21 protein-coding genes are annotated in these 18,575 nt (G+C 64.7%); 16 read left to right on the top strand and 5 right to left on the bottom strand.

The annotated features are described in order from the left end of the window. Window positions 1-63 precede the first annotated feature (63 nt). From urtB to ACVIN2_RS16285, 14 genes are all read left to right on the top strand, one after another. Window positions 64-1,671, top strand: coding sequence for an urea ABC transporter permease subunit UrtB (gene urtB, locus ACVIN2_RS16350; protein ID WP_456766324.1), 1,608 nt, complete (start codon window positions 64-66; stop codon window positions 1,669-1,671). Beyond that, window positions 1,668-2,846 (top strand): urea ABC transporter permease subunit UrtC, encoded by a 1,179-nt coding sequence (gene urtC, locus ACVIN2_RS16345; protein ID WP_456766323.1) that lies wholly within the window; start codon window positions 1,668-1,670, stop codon window positions 2,844-2,846. Before urtB ends, urtC begins: the two co-directional genes overlap by 4 nt. Continuing rightward, window positions 2,843-3,604: an urea ABC transporter ATP-binding protein UrtD gene (gene urtD / locus ACVIN2_RS16340; RefSeq protein WP_027515450.1), complete on the top strand. Its 762-nt coding sequence runs from the start codon at window positions 2,843-2,845 to the stop codon at window positions 3,602-3,604. Before urtC ends, urtD begins: the two co-directional genes overlap by 4 nt. 3 nt (window positions 3,605-3,607) lie before the next feature. Beyond that, entirely contained in the window at window positions 3,608-4,303 is a 696-nt protein-coding gene (gene urtE / locus ACVIN2_RS16335) for an urea ABC transporter ATP-binding subunit UrtE (protein WP_456766322.1), read from the top strand. A gap of 31 nt (window positions 4,304-4,334) precedes the next feature. Then, window positions 4,335-5,165 (top strand): urease accessory protein UreD, encoded by an 831-nt coding sequence (locus ACVIN2_RS16330; protein WP_456766321.1) that lies wholly within the window; start codon window positions 4,335-4,337, stop codon window positions 5,163-5,165. Window positions 5,166-5,198: 33 nt separating this feature from the next. Next, window positions 5,199-5,501: an urease subunit gamma gene (locus ACVIN2_RS16325; protein ID WP_007599811.1), complete on the top strand. Its 303-nt coding sequence runs from the start codon at window positions 5,199-5,201 to the stop codon at window positions 5,499-5,501. A gap of 9 nt (window positions 5,502-5,510) precedes the next feature. Then, on the top strand, window positions 5,511-5,816 hold the full coding sequence (locus tag ACVIN2_RS16320; RefSeq protein WP_007599812.1) for an urease subunit beta: 306 nt from the start codon (window positions 5,511-5,513) through the stop codon (window positions 5,814-5,816). Between the two features lie 57 nt (window positions 5,817-5,873). Beyond that, window positions 5,874-6,413: an HD domain-containing protein gene (locus ACVIN2_RS16315; RefSeq protein WP_456766320.1), complete on the top strand. Its 540-nt coding sequence runs from the start codon at window positions 5,874-5,876 to the stop codon at window positions 6,411-6,413. A gap of 37 nt (window positions 6,414-6,450) precedes the next feature. Continuing rightward, a complete protein-coding gene (gene ureC / locus ACVIN2_RS16310; RefSeq protein ID WP_007605426.1) occupies window positions 6,451-8,166 on the top strand; it encodes an urease subunit alpha in 1,716 nt (571 codons plus the stop codon). A 142-nt stretch (window positions 8,167-8,308) separates the two neighbouring features. Next, on the top strand, window positions 8,309-8,608 hold the full coding sequence (locus tag ACVIN2_RS16305) for a putative quinol monooxygenase (RefSeq protein ID WP_456766319.1): 300 nt from the start codon (window positions 8,309-8,311) through the stop codon (window positions 8,606-8,608). A 14-nt stretch (window positions 8,609-8,622) separates the two neighbouring features. After that, on the top strand, window positions 8,623-9,237 hold the full coding sequence (locus ACVIN2_RS16300) for an urease accessory protein UreE (protein ID WP_456766318.1): 615 nt from the start codon (window positions 8,623-8,625) through the stop codon (window positions 9,235-9,237). Beyond that, window positions 9,218-9,946, top strand: a complete 729-nt coding sequence (locus tag ACVIN2_RS16295; RefSeq protein WP_456769738.1) for an urease accessory protein UreF — start codon at window positions 9,218-9,220, stop codon at window positions 9,944-9,946. Before ACVIN2_RS16300 ends, ACVIN2_RS16295 begins: the two co-directional genes overlap by 20 nt. Before the next feature lie 158 nt (window positions 9,947-10,104). Beyond that, a complete protein-coding gene (ureG, locus tag ACVIN2_RS16290; RefSeq protein ID WP_456766317.1) occupies window positions 10,105-10,728 on the top strand; it encodes an urease accessory protein UreG in 624 nt (207 codons plus the stop codon). A gap of 298 nt (window positions 10,729-11,026) precedes the next feature. Beyond that, entirely contained in the window at window positions 11,027-12,685 is a 1,659-nt protein-coding gene (locus ACVIN2_RS16285) for a CHASE domain-containing protein (protein WP_456766316.1), read from the top strand. A gap of 7 nt (window positions 12,686-12,692) precedes the next feature. Here the strand turns inward: ACVIN2_RS16285 and ACVIN2_RS16280 are convergent, their stop codons facing one another. From ACVIN2_RS16280 to ACVIN2_RS16260, 5 genes are all read right to left on the bottom strand, one after another. Further along, window positions 12,693-13,301 carry a TetR/AcrR family transcriptional regulator gene (locus tag ACVIN2_RS16280; RefSeq protein ID WP_456769737.1) on the bottom strand — a complete coding sequence of 203 codons (609 nt, stop codon included), beginning with the start codon at window positions 13,299-13,301 and terminating at the stop codon, window positions 12,693-12,695. 88 nt (window positions 13,302-13,389) lie between these two features. Then, window positions 13,390-14,532, bottom strand: a complete 1,143-nt coding sequence (locus tag ACVIN2_RS16275; RefSeq protein ID WP_456766315.1) for an OpgC domain-containing protein — start codon at window positions 14,530-14,532, stop codon at window positions 13,390-13,392. Window positions 14,533-14,720: 188 nt separating this feature from the next. Next, window positions 14,721-15,176, bottom strand: a complete 456-nt coding sequence (locus ACVIN2_RS16270; RefSeq protein WP_456766314.1) for a hypothetical protein — start codon at window positions 15,174-15,176, stop codon at window positions 14,721-14,723. 76 nt (window positions 15,177-15,252) lie between these two features. Beyond that, on the bottom strand, window positions 15,253-15,624 hold the full coding sequence (locus tag ACVIN2_RS16265) for a DUF883 family protein (protein WP_027570222.1): 372 nt from the start codon (window positions 15,622-15,624) through the stop codon (window positions 15,253-15,255). A gap of 78 nt (window positions 15,625-15,702) precedes the next feature. Further along, entirely contained in the window at window positions 15,703-16,815 is a 1,113-nt protein-coding gene (locus ACVIN2_RS16260; protein ID WP_456766313.1) for an AI-2E family transporter, read from the bottom strand. 209 nt (window positions 16,816-17,024) lie between these two features. On the opposite strand from ACVIN2_RS16260, the gene ACVIN2_RS16255 reads away from it, so the two are divergent. Continuing rightward, window positions 17,025-17,858, top strand: a complete 834-nt coding sequence (locus ACVIN2_RS16255) for a L,D-transpeptidase (protein WP_456766312.1) — start codon at window positions 17,025-17,027, stop codon at window positions 17,856-17,858. Between the two features lie 17 nt (window positions 17,859-17,875). Then, complete coding sequence (locus ACVIN2_RS16250) at window positions 17,876-18,529, top strand: DUF2865 domain-containing protein (protein WP_456766311.1); 654 nt, start codon at window positions 17,876-17,878, stop codon at window positions 18,527-18,529. The last annotated feature ends 46 nt before the right edge of the window (window positions 18,530-18,575 follow it).

Below are 18,575 nucleotides of genomic sequence, written 5' to 3'. Positions count from 1 at the left end.
CACGATCGGAGAAGGCGGCGATCCCGCCGCCTTCTCCACCCTTTTCTGCCGGGGTCTTTCACAGTGCCAGCCAATTTGTCCGCCCGCCTCTGTTCGCTCCTGCTCTCGTTGTTCCTGATCGCGTTCGCACTGCCGGCCTTGGCTGGTCCGTTCGAAGATGCGGTCGCCAAATTCGCCAACGACGATTATTCCGACACGGAAGAGGCGATCGGCGTGGTCGCGAGCAGCGGCAATACGCTGGCCTTTCCGATCATCAGCGCGCTCCAGGACGGCCGGCTGATGGCCGATCCGGACAGCAAGAAGGTTTACGTCACCGGTACCGACGGCAAGTCGATCGATGCCGCGACCGGTCAGGCCGTGGCCAGCGTGCCCGACAGCGCAAGCGCGGTCCGCCTCAACAACCGCCTGCGCCGCAGCGTCGATGCCGCGATCGGCAGTCTGACGCTGCAGTCACCCGACGTCGGAGCGCGGCTCCAGGCCGCGCAATCCGTCTTCAAGTCGCATGAGGAGACGTCGCTCGAAGCCGTCGATGGCGCGCTCGCCAAGGAAACCAACCGATCCGTCAAGGCCGCGCTGGGCGACGCCCGCGCGGCGATCCTGTTGTTCAAGCCTGATGCCACCGAGCTCGAGAAGCTCGAAGCCGTTGCCACCATCAAGGCGCGCGGCGACCAGGAGGCGATGGCGCTTCTCACCGGCATGGGCGACCAGCCCGCCTCGGTGACCAAGGCTGCCGCGAGTGCAATCGGCTCGATCCAGAGTTCGCTCGCGGTCTGGTCGATGGTGCAGAATGCCTGGTACGGCCTCTCGCTCGGTTCGGTGCTGCTGCTTGCCGCGATCGGGCTTGCCATCACGTTCGGCGTGATGGGCGTCATCAACATGGCCCACGGCGAGATGGTGATGATCGGGGCTTACACCACCTTCGTGGTGCAGGAGGTGATCCGCACCCGCTATCCCGGCCTGTTCGACTATTCGCTGCTGATCGCGGTGCCGCTCGCCTTTTTGGTGGCGGGCGCGCTCGGCGTCGTGATCGAGCGCAGCATCATCCGCTTTCTGTACGGCCGTCCGCTGGAGACGCTGCTGGCGACGTGGGGCCTGTCGCTGGTGCTGCAGCAGGCCGTGCGCACCATGTTCGGCCCGACCAACCGCGAGGTCGGCAACCCCTCCTGGATGAGCGGCGCGTTCGAGCTCGGCCAGATCACGATTACCTATAACCGGCTCTGGATCCTTGTCTTCACGCTCGCGGTGTTCGTCATTCTGCTCGCGATGCTGCGCTACACGGCACTCGGGCTCGAGATGCGCGCGGTCACGCAGAACCGCCGCATGGCGGCTTCGATGGGCATCGCGACCTCGCGTGTCGATGCGCTGACCTTCGGCCTCGGCTCGGGCATTGCCGGCATCGCCGGCGTGGCGCTGTCTCAGATCGACAATGTCAGCCCCAATCTCGGCCAGAGCTACATCATCGACAGCTTCATGGTCGTGGTGTTCGGCGGCGTCGGCAATCTCTGGGGCACGCTGGTCGGCGCCTTCACGCTCGGCATCGCCAACAAATTTCTGGAGCCGGTCGCCGGCGCCGTGCTCGGCAAGATCGCCATCCTCGTTCTCATCATCCTGTTCATTCAAAAACGGCCGCGCGGTCTGTTCGCGCTCAAGGGCCGTGCGGTGGAAGCATGACCCCTCACATGCTGACGCGATCGCTGGACCGCGGCGCGACGATCTTCCTTGCCGTCGTCGTGGCCTGCGGCATCCTCATCCCGCTCTCCAACCTGCTGCTGCCCGCGGGCTCGTTCCTGCAAGTGCCGACCTATCTGGTCGCGCTCTGGGGCAAATATGTCTGCTACGCCATCCTGGCGCTCTCGATCGACCTGATCTGGGGCTATTGCGGCATCCTCTCGCTCGGCCACGGCGCCTTCTTCGCGCTCGGCGGCTACGCGATGGGCATGTATCTGATGCGGCAGATCGGCAGCCGCGGTGTCTACGGCAACCCGATCCTGCCGGACTTCATGGTGTTCCTGAACTATTCGAAGCTGCCCTGGTACTGGTACGGCTTCGACATGTTCTGGTTTGCCGCGCTGATGGTGTTGATCGTACCGGGGCTGCTCGCCTTTTGCTTCGGCTGGCTCGCCTTCCGCTCCCGCGTCACGGGCGTGTATCTGTCGATCATCACGCAGGCGATGACCTATGCACTGCTGCTCGCCTTCTTCCGCAACGATTTCGGTTTCGGCGGCAACAACGGCATGACCGACTTCAAGGACATCCTGGGCTTCAACGTGCAGGCCGAGGGCACGCGTGCTGCGCTGTTCGCGCTGAGCTGCCTGGCGCTGATCGTTGGCTTCCTGATCTGCCGCGCCATCGTCTCGTCCAAGCTCGGCAAAGTGCTGATCGCCGTGCGCGATGCGGAATCGCGCACGCGCTTCCTCGGCTACCGCGTCGAATCCTACAAGCTGTTCGTGTTCACGGTGTCGGCCTGCATGGCCGGCGTCGCCGGCGCGCTCTATGTGCCGCAGGTCGGCATCATCAACCCAAGCGAATTCGCGCCGGGCAATTCGATCGAGGCAGTGATCTGGGTCGCGGTCGGCGGCCGCGGTACGCTGGTCGGCGCTGCGCTCGGTGCCGTCGTCGTCAACTACGCGAAAACGTTCTTCACCTCCGGCATGCTTGCGCCCTACTGGCTGTTCATGCTGGGCGCCATGTTCATCCTGGTGACGCTGCTGCTGCCCAAGGGCATCGTCGGCACTTTCAACGCCTGGTGGGACTCGTCGAAGGAAAGGCGCGACGCCGCGACCATTGCGAGCGCCGCGGCCGAAGACGGCGTCACCGAACCCAAGATGGCGGAGGAGGCGCAATGAACGTCATGGATACCCGCGCGACTTCCGCAATGCTCTATCTCGACGGCGTGCACGTCTCGTTCGACGGCTTCCACGCCATCAACAACCTCTCGCTGACGCTCGAGCCCGGCGAGATGCGCGCCATCATCGGCCCGAACGGCGCCGGCAAGACCACGATGATGGACATCATCACCGGCAAGACCAAGCCCGACGAGGGTACCGTCTTGTTCGACGGCGTTACCGACCTGACGCGGCTGGACGAGACCCGCATCGCCGAGCTCGGCATCGGCCGCAAATTCCAGAAGCCGACCGTGTTCGAGAGCCAGACCGTGCAGGACAATTTGCTGCTCGCGCTCAATGTCGACCACAGCGTCAAGGGTACGCTGTTCTGGCGCGGCAGCCGGGCGGAATCCGAGCAGATCGACAAGGTGCTGGAGACGATCCGCCTCACCGATGCCCGCAACCGTCTCGCCGGCAGCCTCAGCCACGGCCAGAAGCAGTGGCTCGAGATCGGCATGCTGCTCGCACAGGATCCGAAACTACTCCTCGTCGACGAGCCCGTCGCCGGCATGACCGACGTCGAGACGCATCTCACCGCTGAGCTGCTCAAGGAAATCAACAAGACCCACACCGTGATGGTGGTCGAGCACGACATGACGTTCGTGCGCGAGCTCGGCGTCAAGGTCACTTGCCTGCACGAGGGTACCGTGCTCGCGGAAGGCACCATCGACCAGGTCTCGTCCAACGAGCGGGTCATCGAAGTGTATCTGGGGCGGTGAGCGATGCTTGAGGTCAAGGACATCAACCTGTTCTACGGCGCGGCGCAGGCGCTGCGCGGCGTCTCGATCGCGGCCGAACCCGGCAAGGTGACTTGCGTGCTCGGGCGCAACGGCGTCGGCAAGACCTCGCTCTTGCGCGCCATGGTCGGGCAGTACCCGATTTCCTCGGGCGCGATCGTGCTCGACGGCAGCGATATCAGCGGCCTGAAGCCCTATGAGCGCGCGCGCAAGGGCATCGGCTTCGTGCCGCAGGGGCGCGAGATATTTCCGCTTCTGACGGTCGAGGAGAATCTCAAGACCGGCTTCGGCCCGCTCAGGCGCGAGGACAAGCACATTCCGGACGACGTGTACTCGCTGTTCCCGGTGCTGCAATCCATGCTCGGCCGGCGCGGCGGCGATCTCTCCGGCGGCCAGCAGCAACAGCTCGCAATCGGGCGCGCGCTAGTGATGCGGCCAAAGCTACTGCTGCTCGACGAGCCGACCGAGGGCATCCAGCCCTCGATCATCAAGGACATCGGCCGAGCCATCTCGTACCTGCGCAATCTCGGCAACATCGCCATCGTGCTGGTCGAACAATATCTCGACTTTGCCTGCGAACTCGGCGACAGTTTTGCGGTGATGGATCGCGGCGCGGTGAAGTTTACCTGCGACCGCTCCAATCTCGACGCGAGCGAAATCAGCCGCCAGATGGCGCTATAGGCCATTCTGCCGCGACCGGCTGGGGAGGCGGATGCGCAGCGACGTTTTAGCGACATCTTCGGTGTTCGACGCCAACCGCGCCCGCGGCGCGGTGCGCTTCGACGTCCACGCGCGCGACGGTGTGACACGTCGCGGGATATTGCATGAGTCCGGCTCGCTGCGCGTGCGCTTCCCTTCGCCGGAGGACGAGGGTCTCTCCGGTGTGTTCGTCAACACGGCCGGCGGCGTTGCGGGCGGCGATCGCTTCGACATCGAGATCGCGGCCGCGGATGGTGCGAAGCTGACGCTGACGACGGCGGCCGCGGAAAAGGTCTACCGCGCGCCAGCGCAGGCGGCGGAGCTCAATATAGCGATGAAGGTTGCCGCAGGCGCACATCTCGGCTGGCTGCCGCAGGAGACGATCCTGTTCGACCGGGCGCGCGTGCGGCGCCGCTTCGACATAGACCTCGATGCGACTGCCTCGCTCCTGCTGTGCGAGATCGTGGTGTTCGGCCGTACCGCCATGGGCGAACGGATGGAGCAGGGCGAGTTCGTCGACCGCTGGCGGCTGCGTCGTGGCGGCAAGTTAGTGTTCGCCGAGACCGTCAGGCTCGACGGCAACATCGGCGCAAAGCTTGCGCGATCGGCAGTGGCGAAGGGCGGCGCTGCGATCGGCACGGCGCTGATCGTGCCCGGCGACGAGGCCCTGATCGAGCGTCTCCGCGAGGCCTCGGAATCCTTTGGCGGCGAGGTCGGGATATCCGCCTGGAATGGCTTTGCAATGGCGCGGTTCTGTGCCCAAGATGCGGCGCGGCTGCGCGCCGACATGATGGCCGTGCTGGCGCGCACCGGTGCGGCGTTGCCGCGGCTCTGGCTCAATTGATCGACTGAAAGTGTTGAACGGAAGAGATTTCGCATGAACCTGTCTCCCCGCGAAAAGGACAAGCTTCTGATCTCGATGGCGGCGATCGTGGCCCGCCGCCGACTGGATCGCGGCGTCAAGCTCAACCATCCCGAGGCGATCGCGCTCATCTCCGATTTCATCCTCGAAGGCGCGCGCGACGGCCGCACCGTCGCCGAGCTGATGCAGGCGGGTGCGCAGGTCCTCACCCGCGACCAGGTGATGCCGGGAATCCCGGAGATGATCCACGACATCCAGGTCGAAGCGACCTTTCCGGACGGGACCAAGCTCGTCACCGTGCACGAGCCGATCAGGTAGGAGAGAAGCATGATCCCCGGCGAACTCTTCATCCAGGACGGCGAGATCGAGCTCAATGCCGGCCGCAAGACCGTGACGCTGACGGTTGCCAACACCGGCGACCGCCCGATCCAGGTCGGCTCGCACTACCATTTCTTCGAGACCAACCCGGCGCTGAAGTTCGACCGCAAGAAAGCCCGCGGCATGCGCCTCGACATCGCCGCCGGCACCGCCGTTCGCTTCGAGCCGGGCCAGACCCGCGACGTCCAGCTCGTCGCGGTGGCCGGCAAGAAGACCATCTACGGCTTCCGCGGCGACGTAATGGGGAAGCTGTGAATTCCACAGGAACGAGCGTGGCGCGGCACGGTTGAGGCGAAAACGGAGGACTTTGCCATGCTGTCACCTGTCCGCCTTGTCTCCGAAGCCGCCGAGCTCGCCGCGCGCCGTCACAACGGGATGGCGCGCAAGGGCCGCGGTCATGAGCCTTACATCAACCACCTCGCCGAGGTCGCGAACCTGCTTGCGACCGCGACAGACGGCGCCGACGCCGAACTCGTTGCCGCCGGCTGGCTGCATGATGCGATCGAGGACACCGGCACCACGCGCGAGGAGCTCGCGCAAAAATTCTCCGATCGTGTCGCCTCGCTTGTCGACGAGTGCACCGACGATATGAGCCTGCCGAAGCCGGAGCGGCGGCGGCGTCAGGTGCTCGACGCACCGAAGAAATCGGCTGGCGCCAGGCTGATCAAGATCGCCGACAAGATCAGCAATATCGGCGCGCGCGTACATTCCGATCCGACGGCCGAGGAACGCGACGACCTCGTCGATTACACCGACTGGGCCGAGCAGGTTGTCGCCGGTTGCCGCGGCGGCAACTCTTGGCTTGATACGACATTCGACGACATGGTGCTCACAGCGAGGACCTCGCTGTGAGCACCGATCCCAAATTCAAACGCAAACGGGGCTTGTGATGTCCGTCAAAATAAAGCGTTCCGTCTATGCCGACATGTTCGGCCCGACCACCGGCGACAGGGTGCGGCTGGCCGACACCGACCTCATCATCGAGGTCGAGAAGGATTTCACTACCTACGGCGAGGAAGTGAAGTTCGGCGGCGGCAAGGTGATCCGCGACGGCATGGGCCAGTCGCAGGTCACCAACAAGCAGGGTGCGGCGGACACCGTCATCACCAATGCGCTGATCGTCGATCACTGGGGCATCGTGAAGGCCGACGTCGCGATCAAGGACGGCATGATCGCCGGCATCGGCAAGGCCGGCAATCCCGACATCCAGCCCGGTGTCACCATCATCATCGGCCCCGGCACCGACGTGATCGCGGGTGAAGGCAAGATCCTCACCGCCGGCGGCTTCGACAGCCACATCCATTTCATCTGTCCGCAGCAGATCGAGCACGCGCTGATGTCGGGCGTCACCTCGATGCTCGGGGGCGGCACCGGCCCCTCGCACGGCACGTTCGCCACCACCTGCACGCCGGGGCCGTGGCACATGGGGCGGATGATCCAGTCGTTCGACGCCTTCCCGGTCAATCTCGGCATCTCCGGCAAGGGCAACGCTTCGCGGCCCGCCGCGCTGGTCGAGATGATCAAGGCCGGCGCCTGTGCGCTGAAGCTGCACGAGGACTGGGGCACCACGCCGGCAGCGATCGACACCTGCCTGTCGGTCGCCGACGACTACGATATCCAGGTGATGATCCACACCGACACGCTGAATGAATCCGGCTTCGTCGAGGATACCATCAAGGCGTTCAAGGGCCGCACCATCCACGCCTTTCACACCGAGGGCGCCGGCGGCGGTCACGCCCCCGATATCATCAAGGTCGCGGGGCTGAAGAACGTGCTCCCGTCGTCGACCAACCCGACGCGGCCCTTCACGCGCAACACCATCGACGAGCATCTGGACATGCTGATGGTGTGCCACCACCTCGATCCCTCGATCGCGGAAGATCTGGCGTTCGCCGAAAGCCGCATCCGCAAGGAGACCATCGCGGCCGAGGACATCCTGCATGATCTCGGCGCCCTCTCGATGATCTCCTCGGACTCCCAGGCCATGGGCCGCCTCGGCGAGGTCATCATCCGGACCTGGCAGACCGCCGACAAGATGAAGAAGCAGCGCGGCTCGCTGCCGCAGGATAAGGGCAAGGACAACGACAATTTCCGCGTCAAGCGCTACATCGCCAAATACACGATCAATCCCGCGATCGCCCATGGCGTTTCGAAGCTGATCGGCTCGGTGGAGAAGGGCAAGCTTGCCGATCTCGTGCTGTGGTCGCCGGCCTTCTTCGGCGTCAAGCCGGATTGCGTCGTCAAGGGTGGCATGATCGTCGCCGCTCCCATGGGCGATCCTAACGCCTCGATCCCGACCCCGCAGCCGGTGCATTACCAGCCGATGTTCGGCGCCTTCGGCAAGGCGATGACCGCGTCCTCCGTGGTGTTCACCTCGAAGGCCGCGATAACCGGCGGCCTCGCGCGCAAGCTCGGCATCGACAAGAAGCTCTATGCAGTCCAGAACACCCGCGGCAGAATCTCGAAGAAGAGCATGATCCACAACGACGCCACCCCCAATATCGAGGTCGATCCGGAGACCTATGAGGTCCGCGCCGACGGCGAGCTCTTGACCTGCGCCCCCGCCGAGGTGCTGCCGATGGCGCAGCGATATTTCATGTACTGAAATAGCGCCTCAACGCATGTCTCAGGACCATGTCTTGGTCGCATATCCGGGGGCTGCTTTTCCGGGTTTTGCGTTCGATCCCGCCTGGTCTAAGGTCCCGCCGGGTATCTGAAGCCCAGAAGAAAAGCCGGGAGGATTTCTCGTGATCTACGTCGTCGCCACCTTGACCATCAAGCCTGAAACGCGCGCCGAATTCATTGCAGCCGCCGCCGCCTGCATCAAGGAGACGCGGAAAGAGCCCGGCAATATCGCCTATGATCTGCATGAGAGCGTCACCGATCCCGCCAAGATGGTGTTCGTCGAGCAGTGGGAGAATGCCGAGGCGCTGGTGCCGCATCGCGCCATGGAGCACATGAAGACGTTCGGCCGCATCGCGGTGAAGTGTTTTACGGCGCCGCCGAAGATCGAAGTGATCACGCCCGAGAAGGTCGAGACACGGTAACAGGGTAAAAGCGCATGATCCGGGCGACGCAGGTCAGGGGACAACACCGCTTCGCGGAAGCGCCGGCGGATACGGTCGTGCTCGATTTCGACGATCGGCACCGCCGCCGCATGGCGATGACGGGGACGCGGGGGCTCCAGTTCCTGCTCGACCTGGAGAATGCCGTCGCACTGCGCGGCGGCGATGCGCTGGTGCTGGAGGACGGCCGGCTGGTCGAGGTGGTCGCCGCGCCCGAGCCGTTACTCGAGATCCGCGGCCACGATCCGCACCACCTGATTCGCGTCGGCTGGCATCTCGGCAATCGCCATCTGCCGACGCAGATCATGGCCAAGGGCCTGCGCATCCGCCGCGACCACGTCATCGAAGCCATGGTGAAGGGCCTCGGTGCGCGCGTGATCGAGATCGAGGCGCCGTTCGATCCCGAAGGCGGCGCCTATGCCGATGCCGGTCATGCGCATGGACACGACGACCACGCGCATCATGATCATGGCCACCATGATCATCACGGTCATGATCACCACCATGATCACGCCGCACATGGCGACGGTCACGATCACCATCACCACGACGAGCATTGCGATCACCCCGATCATCACCACGGCCACAAGCATGCTCATGACCACAAATGAGCCGGTCGCGGCCCGCGACCTCGCGGAGCGCGAGGCGGCGGCGCTGTACCGGTTGATGACCTGGCTGTCGCCCGCGTTTCCCGTCGGGGGCTTTTCCTACTCCAGCGGCATCGAATGGGCGGTCGAAGCCGGAGACATCACCGACGTCGCGACGCTGGCGGACTGGCTCGACGCGATGCTTCGCGATGGCTCGGGTTTCTGCGATGCGATTTTTCTGGTCCACGCCTATCGCGCCACTGAAGCGGGTGAGGGCGACACCTTGAGCGATATCGCCGAGCTCGCCGCGGCCTTCGTGCCGTCGCGCGAGCGGCAGCTGGAGACGACATCGCAGGGCCGTGCCTTCATCGACATCGCCCGCGCCGCGTGGGATGCCGACGGGCTGGATGCCATGGTTGCGGCATGCCGGACGCCACTGGTCTATCCCGTTGCCGTTGGCGTGGTCGCCGCGATGCACGGCGTGCCGCTGGCGCCGACGCTGCACGCCTTCCTGCATGCGCTGGTCTCGAACTGGATCTCCGCGGCCAGCCGGCTCATTCCGCTCGGCCAGACCGACAGCCAGCGCGTGCTGGTGAGGCTGGAAGCCGCGGTTGCCACGACGGCGAATCGTGCGCTGAATGCGACGTTGGACGATCTCGGCGGCGCGAATTTTCGCGCCGACCTCGCCAGCCTGCGGCATGAGACGCAATATACGCGGCTGTTTCGGTCATGAGCACGAGCCTCACTCTGTCGTCCCGGCGAAGGCCGGGACCCATAACCACAAATCTTTGTGGCGATGGAGGGATGTGGCCACAGCCCGCCATATCAACTGAGTTCGGTGGCTATGGGTCCCGGCCTTCGCCGGGACGACGTTAAGAGAGAGTGAGTTACATGTCGAAATCTCACGGTCCCTTGCGTGTCGGCATCGGCGGTCCGGTCGGATCGGGCAAGACCGCGCTGATGGACCTGCTCTGCAAGACCATGCGCGAGCGCTACGACATCGCCGCGATCACCAACGACATCTACACCAAATGGGATGCGGAATTCCTGGTACGCTCGGGCTCGCTGACGCCGGATCGCATTGCCGGGGTCGAGACCGGCGGCTGCCCGCACACCGCGATCCGCGAGGACGCCTCGATGAATCTCGCCGCGGTGGCGGATATGCGCGCCAAGTTTCCCGGGCTCGATCTCGTGCTGATCGAATCCGGCGGTGATAACCTCGCTGCCACTTTTTCCCCGGAGCTCGCCGATCTCACCATTTACGTCATCGACGTGGCGGCCGGCGACAAGATCCCGTCCAAGGGCGGCCCCGGCATCACCCGGTCCGACCTCCTTGTCATCAACAAGATCGACCTGGCGCCCTATGTCGGCGCCTCCTTGGAAAAGATGGAGACGGACGCCAGGCGCATGCGCGGCGAGCGACCGTTCGTCATGACCAACCTGAAGAAGAGCCAGGGAATGGACCGCATCATCGGTTTCATCGAGGCCAAAGGCGGCTTGAAACGGGCCGGCTGACCGGCGCGACCACTTGGCGCAGGGGTTTTCCCCGGATAACGGCATGGGCAGAGCCGTGTCCGCGGAACAAATTTCGGTCACGGCAATTGATTACCTCCGGTGCCCGGAGCAATCCAACCCGGCCGGACCATCGGCCGGGCGGCTTTAAGCTTCTCAGGCGACCCAAGTTGCGTATCGATGCCTCCTCCTCCATTATCTCGGCCATTGGGGTTCACCCTGTTTCGGCACGTGCCCGTTCGAGCGGCGTCCATATGCTCCGTGTTTATTGCCGACCTCCTGCTTTCGCCTGAGTAGTCGCGTGGTCAGGCTGGGTTTCATCATCGGCTTCATTGCTCTTCTCGGAGCCCTGCTCTCCGGGCTTGCGGCTTATCGTGTCCACGACCAGGAGCTGGCGCTGGACCGGATCGCGCTGGCGCGCGCGATCGACGTCCATGCGAGCCTGGTCCAGGACCGGCTCACCGAGCGCGAACTGCTCGCGCGGGTTGCCTCCGGCCTGTTCCGGGCGCCGTCGGTGCTCAAGCCCAACATGCTCGAGCCGCTGCGCTCGGCCATCTACGCGTTCAAGACCGATTTCGTGGTGGCGGGCTGGGTCGCCCGCCTGAAGCCGAACGAGCTTGCCGCAGCGCAGGCCGCCATCGCGAGCGCCGGCTTCCCGAATCCGCGAATCCGCAGCTATGACGACAAGCCGATCGATCCGGCAGGTGTCACCCAGCCGATCGACGTGCTGATGGATCTCGAGCCGCGCAGCAACGAGACCAAGGGGCTGCCCGGCCGCAGTTACGACCAGGACCAGGTGCGCAGCGCCATGCTGACGCGCGCCAGAGTGGAGAAGAGGTCGGTTGCCTCAGAACCGGTTGCCCTCCTGCGTGGCGACGGGCCGATCGGCATCATTGTGGCCGCTCCCGTCATCCCCGAGGGCGCGACGGAGCCGGCGGGTTTCATAACATTTTCCTACGAGCTCTCTTCCCTGATGCTGACCAACGACGACATGTCGTTGTTCGCGGTCGCGCTGAAGGATCCGCGCCGGGACGGTGGCGAGCTGGTCGCCAACGATCAAGGCGTGGTCTCGGCCCGCCCGACGGCGGCCGATGGGCCGGCGCCGTCGGCGACGCGCACGGTGAGCTTCGGTGGTCGCGACTGGCAGCTCGGCTATTACGCCAAGACCAATTCGGCGCGCCGCGCCGAGCAGACTGCGATCATCGTGGCGGCGATCGGCTTTGCGATCACCGCGATGGTGTGCGGCCTGTTCGGCTATGTCGCCTACAACAATTTGCGGCTCAGCCGGGAAATCCAGGTCAGAATCGGCTTCGAGCGCCGGCTGACCGCTGTCATCGACGAGCTCAACCACCGGGTCAAAAACATCCTGGCGGTGATCCAGTCGATCGTGACCCGCACGCTGCGCCATGGCTCCGACATCGATGTCGCGCGCGAGCTCCTGATCGGCCGCATCCACGCCATGTCCAACGTCGTCTCGCTGCTCAGCGAGAGCCAGTGGCAGGGTGTCAAGCTGAAGGGCCTGTTCGAGGCGCGCGCCATCCCGCATGCCGACCGCATCGCCGTTACCGGTCCTGATATCGCAGTCAGCGCGCGCGCGGCGCAGAGCCTCTCGCTGCTTTTCTTCGAGCTCGCCTCGCACTCCGACGAAGGCCTGTCGCTGGTCGGCAAGCATCCGCACATCACGGCCAATTGGACGGTGACGAACGAGGGCGCCGGCGAGGTCTTCTATTTCCGCTGGGAGGAGTTCAACACCAGCGAAGCGACGCGCCGCCCCGATTCGGATTTCGGCCTGATCCTGCTCGACCGCGTCGCGCCCGAGGCGCTCGGGGGCACCGCCAAGCGCTATTTCACCGACGTTTCCTATGTCTACGAGCTGACCGCGCCGATGGAGACGGTCGAGGACATGACCGAGCGCGACCGCACCGACAAGCTGTCAGCACCGATCCGGCCCGCGCGGTGATTCCAGGTTAGCTCTTCGGCCGCAGCACGAGGTCAACCAGATTGCGCGCGTAGGCCGGCGTGATCGGCGCGATGCCGAAGACGTAGCGGTAGAACAGGCTGCCATAGATCGCGTCGTAGAGATCCTGGGGCGGTGCTTCCGCCAGGATGCTGCCGTCGCTCTGGCCGGCGGCGATCATCTCGACCAGCGCGTCGCGGCGGAATTGCAGGTAGCGGGCGTAGAACAGCTCGGCGGAGCCGGTCTTGGAGATGCATTCGGAGATGACGGCGAGCTGGACCTTGCCGAACTCGCCCTGGAGCGCTTCGGCATAGGCGGCGGCATGGCGGCGTGCGCGCGCGGCGGGGCTGCCCGAGCTTGCCGGCGGCAGCGGCAGCATCTGCGCGGCTTGATGAAGGAAGGCGTCGATCAGCAAGGCTTCGCGGGACGGCCACCATTTGTAGATCGTCATCTTGGAGACGCTGGAGTGGCGCGCGATCGCGTCGATGGTGGTGGCGGCAAGGCCGGTGGTGGCCATCAGCGCATAGGCGCTTTGGAGAATGGCGTTGGTGGTCTCGATCGACCTCGGCCGGCCGCGCCGGGGCGCGCTGTCGGCTCCCTCACTCCCGCCATTCGCCATCACCACGCCCGGCCTCCTCGCGCAATCCGCTGCCGCTCCGCTTAGCCCAGCCGCGATGGCCGGCCTAGCGGAATCGGAAGGTGCCGGGCTAGGCCTGTTGCCGCAAGGCCGCCGGCAGGTCCTGCCGCTTCGACCAGGCGATGTAATATGCGACCGCGGCCATCGCCGCGAAGCCGGCCAGACTCACGGCGATCTGCATCACTACCAGATTGGCACCGGTGATCAGGATGAGATGGCCGGCGAAGGACAGGAACACGCCGACGCAGAACACCGCGAGCCATTCCTCGCCGCATCGGATGACCGCCCGTAGCGATCTCCATTGCAGCCCGGGATGATCGGCCGGGACGAGATGTGTCGCGATGAAAGCGAGTGCGAGGAAGTGGACCACGCGATACGGCGCGAGGTTTTCCTTGTCGGTCGGCGTGATGTTGTCGAGCACGATGTTGGGCAAGTAGGCGGCAAGCGCCGGCGAGTGGCGCATCAGCGTGATCGCCATCGCGGATACGAGATAGGCGCCCGCAAGCACGCGCAGCCAGGACAGGCCGTGCAGCGCGCGGCCCGACGCACCGGTCACGGCGAACCAGCCGCCCAGCACCATCAGCATCTGCCAGCAGAACGGGTTGAAGGTCCACTCCTGGTCCGGATAGACCCGAAAATTCCAGTCGAACCACCGTGCCGCGACGTACAGCGCGACCGATGCCGCAAGCGTCAGGTTCGGCCGCCGCAACAGCCCCCACAGCGCGAACGGAAAGAAGGCCATCAGCGGGATCATTAGCTGCAACAGATCGAGATTCAGCGGCTCCTCCTGGAGCACGAGGCCACGCACCAGGATGCGCAGCGGGTGCTCGAGAATTCCTGATATGTTGTATTCGTGGATGATCTCGGGCGCCTTGGATTGCGAGGCGACATAGGCGATGGTGTCGATATAGATCACGAACAGCACGACATAGGCGGCATACAGCCGCCAGACGCGGCGAAAGATGCGCGTCGCCGCGACGACATAGCCGCGCTCCAGTGCGATCCTGCCGTGAATGATCGCGACCCCATAGCCCACCACGAACACGAACAAGTCTGCGGCGCCACTGAAGCCGAAATTACGCAGCGTCAGCAAATTGACCACGTTGTTCGGGATGTGGTCGACGAAAACCGACCAGTTGGCGATGCCGAGCGTCAAATAGAGCCGGGGGTCGTGATGGAATGCGGCGAGGTTCGCCTGGACGGACGGTTTCATCGAAAAAATGACTTTTGGAATCAGGGGCGCTGCTTTTAGCGGCAACCGCCTGCCTATCCGAGTAGCGTTTGCGTGAGTAGGGACATTCGCGTCGGGCGACGCAAATTTGGCGCGGCGCCCGCGGGTGTCGAATTCCGAAAGATGCGCTTGCGGGACCTATGACGAAATTTTCTAACGCGCGCTAGCCGCTACTCGGCAGGTTCAGCCGAGGCATCGTCGGGTACGCCGGCGCGGCTCGCCATGATTCCGAGGGCGACGCCGCCGATCGCCAGGATCGGCACCAGCCGCTTGATCCCGATGGCGCGAACGATCTGGAGTCCGGTGGCGAGCAGCATGGGGTCCGCGAGCATGCTCGAGGCCGCCGACTTCGTGGCGCGCTCGGCCGCGATAAGAGCTTGCTTGCGCAGCTGCCGTTTGTAGACCCAATAGCTCACCGCCGCGGTCAGAGTCAGCAGAAAGAAGATGCCTGCACCGGCGAGGCAGGCCTGCACCGGACCATATTTGTCGAGCACCGAAATGAACGCCGCCGCGCACAGGAAGCACGTGGTGATGAAGAGCGCGAACGCCGCGCCTGCTGCCAGCGAGGTCAGCCGCACAGTGGTGCCGGTGGATGCGCTGATCCCGTCGATGATGCGCTGAAACATGGCCTTGCTCCTCAGATCCCCACAAGCCGGCACCGGCGGCGCCGCTGCGCCACCGTCTTAATACCCGTTCGCGATCTCAGCGACGCCAGACCGCGCCGATCAGGAAGCCGATGCCGAGCGCGAGCCCGACGGTCGCGAGCGGCCGCTGCGTGATCGCGTCCTCCAGCGTCTCCTCGATCGAGCCGTAGGCCTCCTGTGCCGCGCCCATCATCGCGCTGCCGCGTTCCGACATGTCGTCGATCGCGGAATCCACGTTTTCGCGCGCCTGGCTATAGCCGCGGCGGGCTTGCTTGCTGGAGGAGTTGGCAAAAGTATTGAGCGCGTCGGTGATCTGATCGGTGAGGGCGGCGATATCGCTTTTCACGGCTGCTACATCCTTCTCGAGGCGTTCTCGGGTGGCTTTGTCGGTCCAGTCTCTCATCCCGGCTTCGGCATTGGTGGCGGACATCGGGGGCTCCGAGCTGTTGACGATTGAGACAGCCGGGAAACGTTTCGTCGTCGCGTAAGTTCCGTTCACGGAAACCGGTCAGTCCTGCGGGAGCTGCGGCGAATCCTGCGGCAACAGATGCTCCTTCAGGATCAGGGCGACGATCAGCAGCGGCGACGACAGGAACGCACCCATCGGGCCCCACAGCCAGGTCCAGAACGCCAGCGCCAGCAGCACCGCGAGAGCATTGAGCGCCAGCCGTCGGCCGATGATGGTCGGCGTGACGAAATGTCCCTCCAGGAAGGTGATGCCGCCAAAGGCGAGCGCCGCCATCAGACCGCCGCTGACGGTCGGGAAGGTGACCAGTCCCACCACGACCAGAATGGCGAACATGGCCACCGGTCCGATGATCGGAATGAAATTGAGGGTGGCCGCGAGCGCGCCGAGGCCAGCCGGATTGGGCATTCCGGTGAGGGCGCAAACAATGCCGGCGGCGACGCCGACGCCGACATTGATGAGGGTCACCGTCAGAAGGTAGTTGCCGAGATGGACCTCGATCTCGTTGAGGATGCGTAGCGTGCGCAGCCGTGCCTCGTGATCGCTGAAGGTCATGATCATCGCCCGTCGCAGGTCCCGCCAGCTGGCGATGAACAGGATCAGGGTGACGAAGAACAACAGGAATTCGGTAAACGTCGGTGACAGGAATTCGATCGTCGGCTGCACCCAATCGAATTTCGGCATCTGGAAGCTTGGCAATCCCTCCGAGCCGCCGAGCATCATCTGCAGCTCTCGCCACAGCGCCAGCGGCCGGTCGAACACGTGGACCTTGTCTTTCAGCTGCGCGCCGAGTTCGGGCAGGCGCGAGCTCCATTCCATCGCTGGCGAGGCGATCAGCGCGACGATGAAGCCGACCACGGCGGTCACCGCGAGCACGATCAAGGCGGCGGCGAGCCCGCGCGGCACTTTCTGCTTCTCGAGGAAGGTCGCCGCCGGCGAAAGCATCGTGCCGGTGACGAACGCCATCACGACCGGCAGGAAGAACGCCTTGCCGACATAGAGCACCGCGACGATGGCGATGAGGAGCAGTCCGGCGAGCGAGAAGGCGACGAGCTCGGTGCGGCGGATCACCGGCGGGAGCTCGCCGTGGCTCTCGGGTAGCGGAGTGCCTTCGCTGTTGCCGGAAGTCATACGTTCACTGGGAAGGACGCGCACAATACCTCTCCGGCACGGAGGCTTCGGTCCGCGCGCCCATGACCAGAGGAGAACGTCCACGCCTCCTGCGGGTTCCATCGCGGCTTCGTGAAGATGCGCTCGCTTGACTGTGACGTCGCTGCTGCGTCGCTCCGGGGAACTTGTATCGGTTCGGCCGCGTTGATCGAACCAGCGCATCACCCTGATGCAGGCATCCAACGGGGCAGCACATGACAAAGTTCTCTGCAGTCCGACGCCGCTTATCGCCGCGCCGCATCACCGCTTTCGCGTTCGCAACCGCTTTACTGGCAGTGCCATTCGGCGCCGCAAGCGCACAGACGATGGGCTACACCTATCCGCAGGATCAGGCTTACCCGCAGGACCAGGGCTATTCGCAGGGTTATGCGAACCAAGGCTATGCGAACCAAGGCTATGCGAACCAAGGCTATCCAAACCAAGGCTATGCAAGCCCGAACGCGCAGGCCTCCGGCGAGGATGCCGCGCTGCCCGATCGCCTGCGCAAGCAGATTGTCAGCTTCGACCGCAGCGAGCCGGCCGGTACCATCGTCATCGATACCAACAATACTTATCTTTACTACGTGCTCGGCCAGGGCCGCGCCATCCGTTATGGCGTCGGCGTCGGGCGCGAAGGTTTCACCTGGTCGGGCGTGCAGAGCGTCAGCCGCAAGGCGGAGTGGCCGGACTGGCATCCGCCGGCTGAGATGATCGCGCGCCAACCCTATCTGCCTCGCTTCGTCGCTGGTGGCCCCGGCAATCCGCTCGGCGCGCGTGCGATGTATCTCGGATCGAGCGAATACCGCATCCATGGCACCAACGATCCCACCACGATCGGCAAGTTCGTTTCGTCTGGCTGCATCCGCATGACCAACGAGGACGTCACCGACCTGTTCGGCCGCGTCAATGTCGGTGCCAAGGTCGTCGTGCTGCCCAAGAACGCGCCGCTGATGGCCAAAGGCGGGGATTCCGTGCGCAAGCGTCCGGCCGTGACGGCGCTGCCCTCGGGCCGTCAGGCGCTGAACATTTCGAATTCGGCCGTGAACTAAGGGTCGAGTGAGGTCACATGAAGAGACGTTCGATCGGCAAACTCGCCGGGGGCGCGGCGGCATTGGTCGCCGTTGCCTCCTTCGGCCTCGCGCTGACGCCATCGGCCCATGCGGAGGACTTTTTCTCGGCGCTATTCGGCGGCTTCCGCGGGCGGGCGGCGCCCGAGATCCGCATGCCGTTCCAGACCGATGACGCTCCGCGCTACGACACGCCGCGCCAGCGGGCCTCTTACGGCGGCGGCACGGCCTATTGCGTGCGCGGCTGCGACGGACGTTATTTCCCGGCGCAGGGAAATGATTCCGAGAGCAAGGCGCAATCCTGCAAGAGCTTCTGCCCGGCGTCGGAGACCTCACTGGTCTATGGCGGCAACATCGAGGACGCGACCACGGACAAGGGGAAATCCTATTCCGACCTGCCCAACGCGTTCCGCTATCGCAATGAGATTGTCGCAGGCTGCACCTGCAACGGCAAGGATCCGGTCGGGCTCGCTCAGGTCAAGGTCGACGACGATCCCACCTTGCGCAAGGGCGACATCGTCGCGGGCGCCGACGGTCTGGTGGTCGCCAGCCGCAATGCCAACGACCGCCGCGGTGTCGCGATGAATTTCTCCCCGTTGCCGGATTCGGTGCGCGCAAGATTCCGCCAAGTGCCGGTAGTGGCGAAGGAGTAGCCCTCAACGTCGTCCTGGCGAAAGCCAGGACCCATTACCCCAAATG

It is taken from the genome of Bradyrhizobium sp. USDA 3650 (genome assembly GCF_054057395.1).
This window is presented reverse-complemented; position numbering and strand designations above follow the sequence as displayed.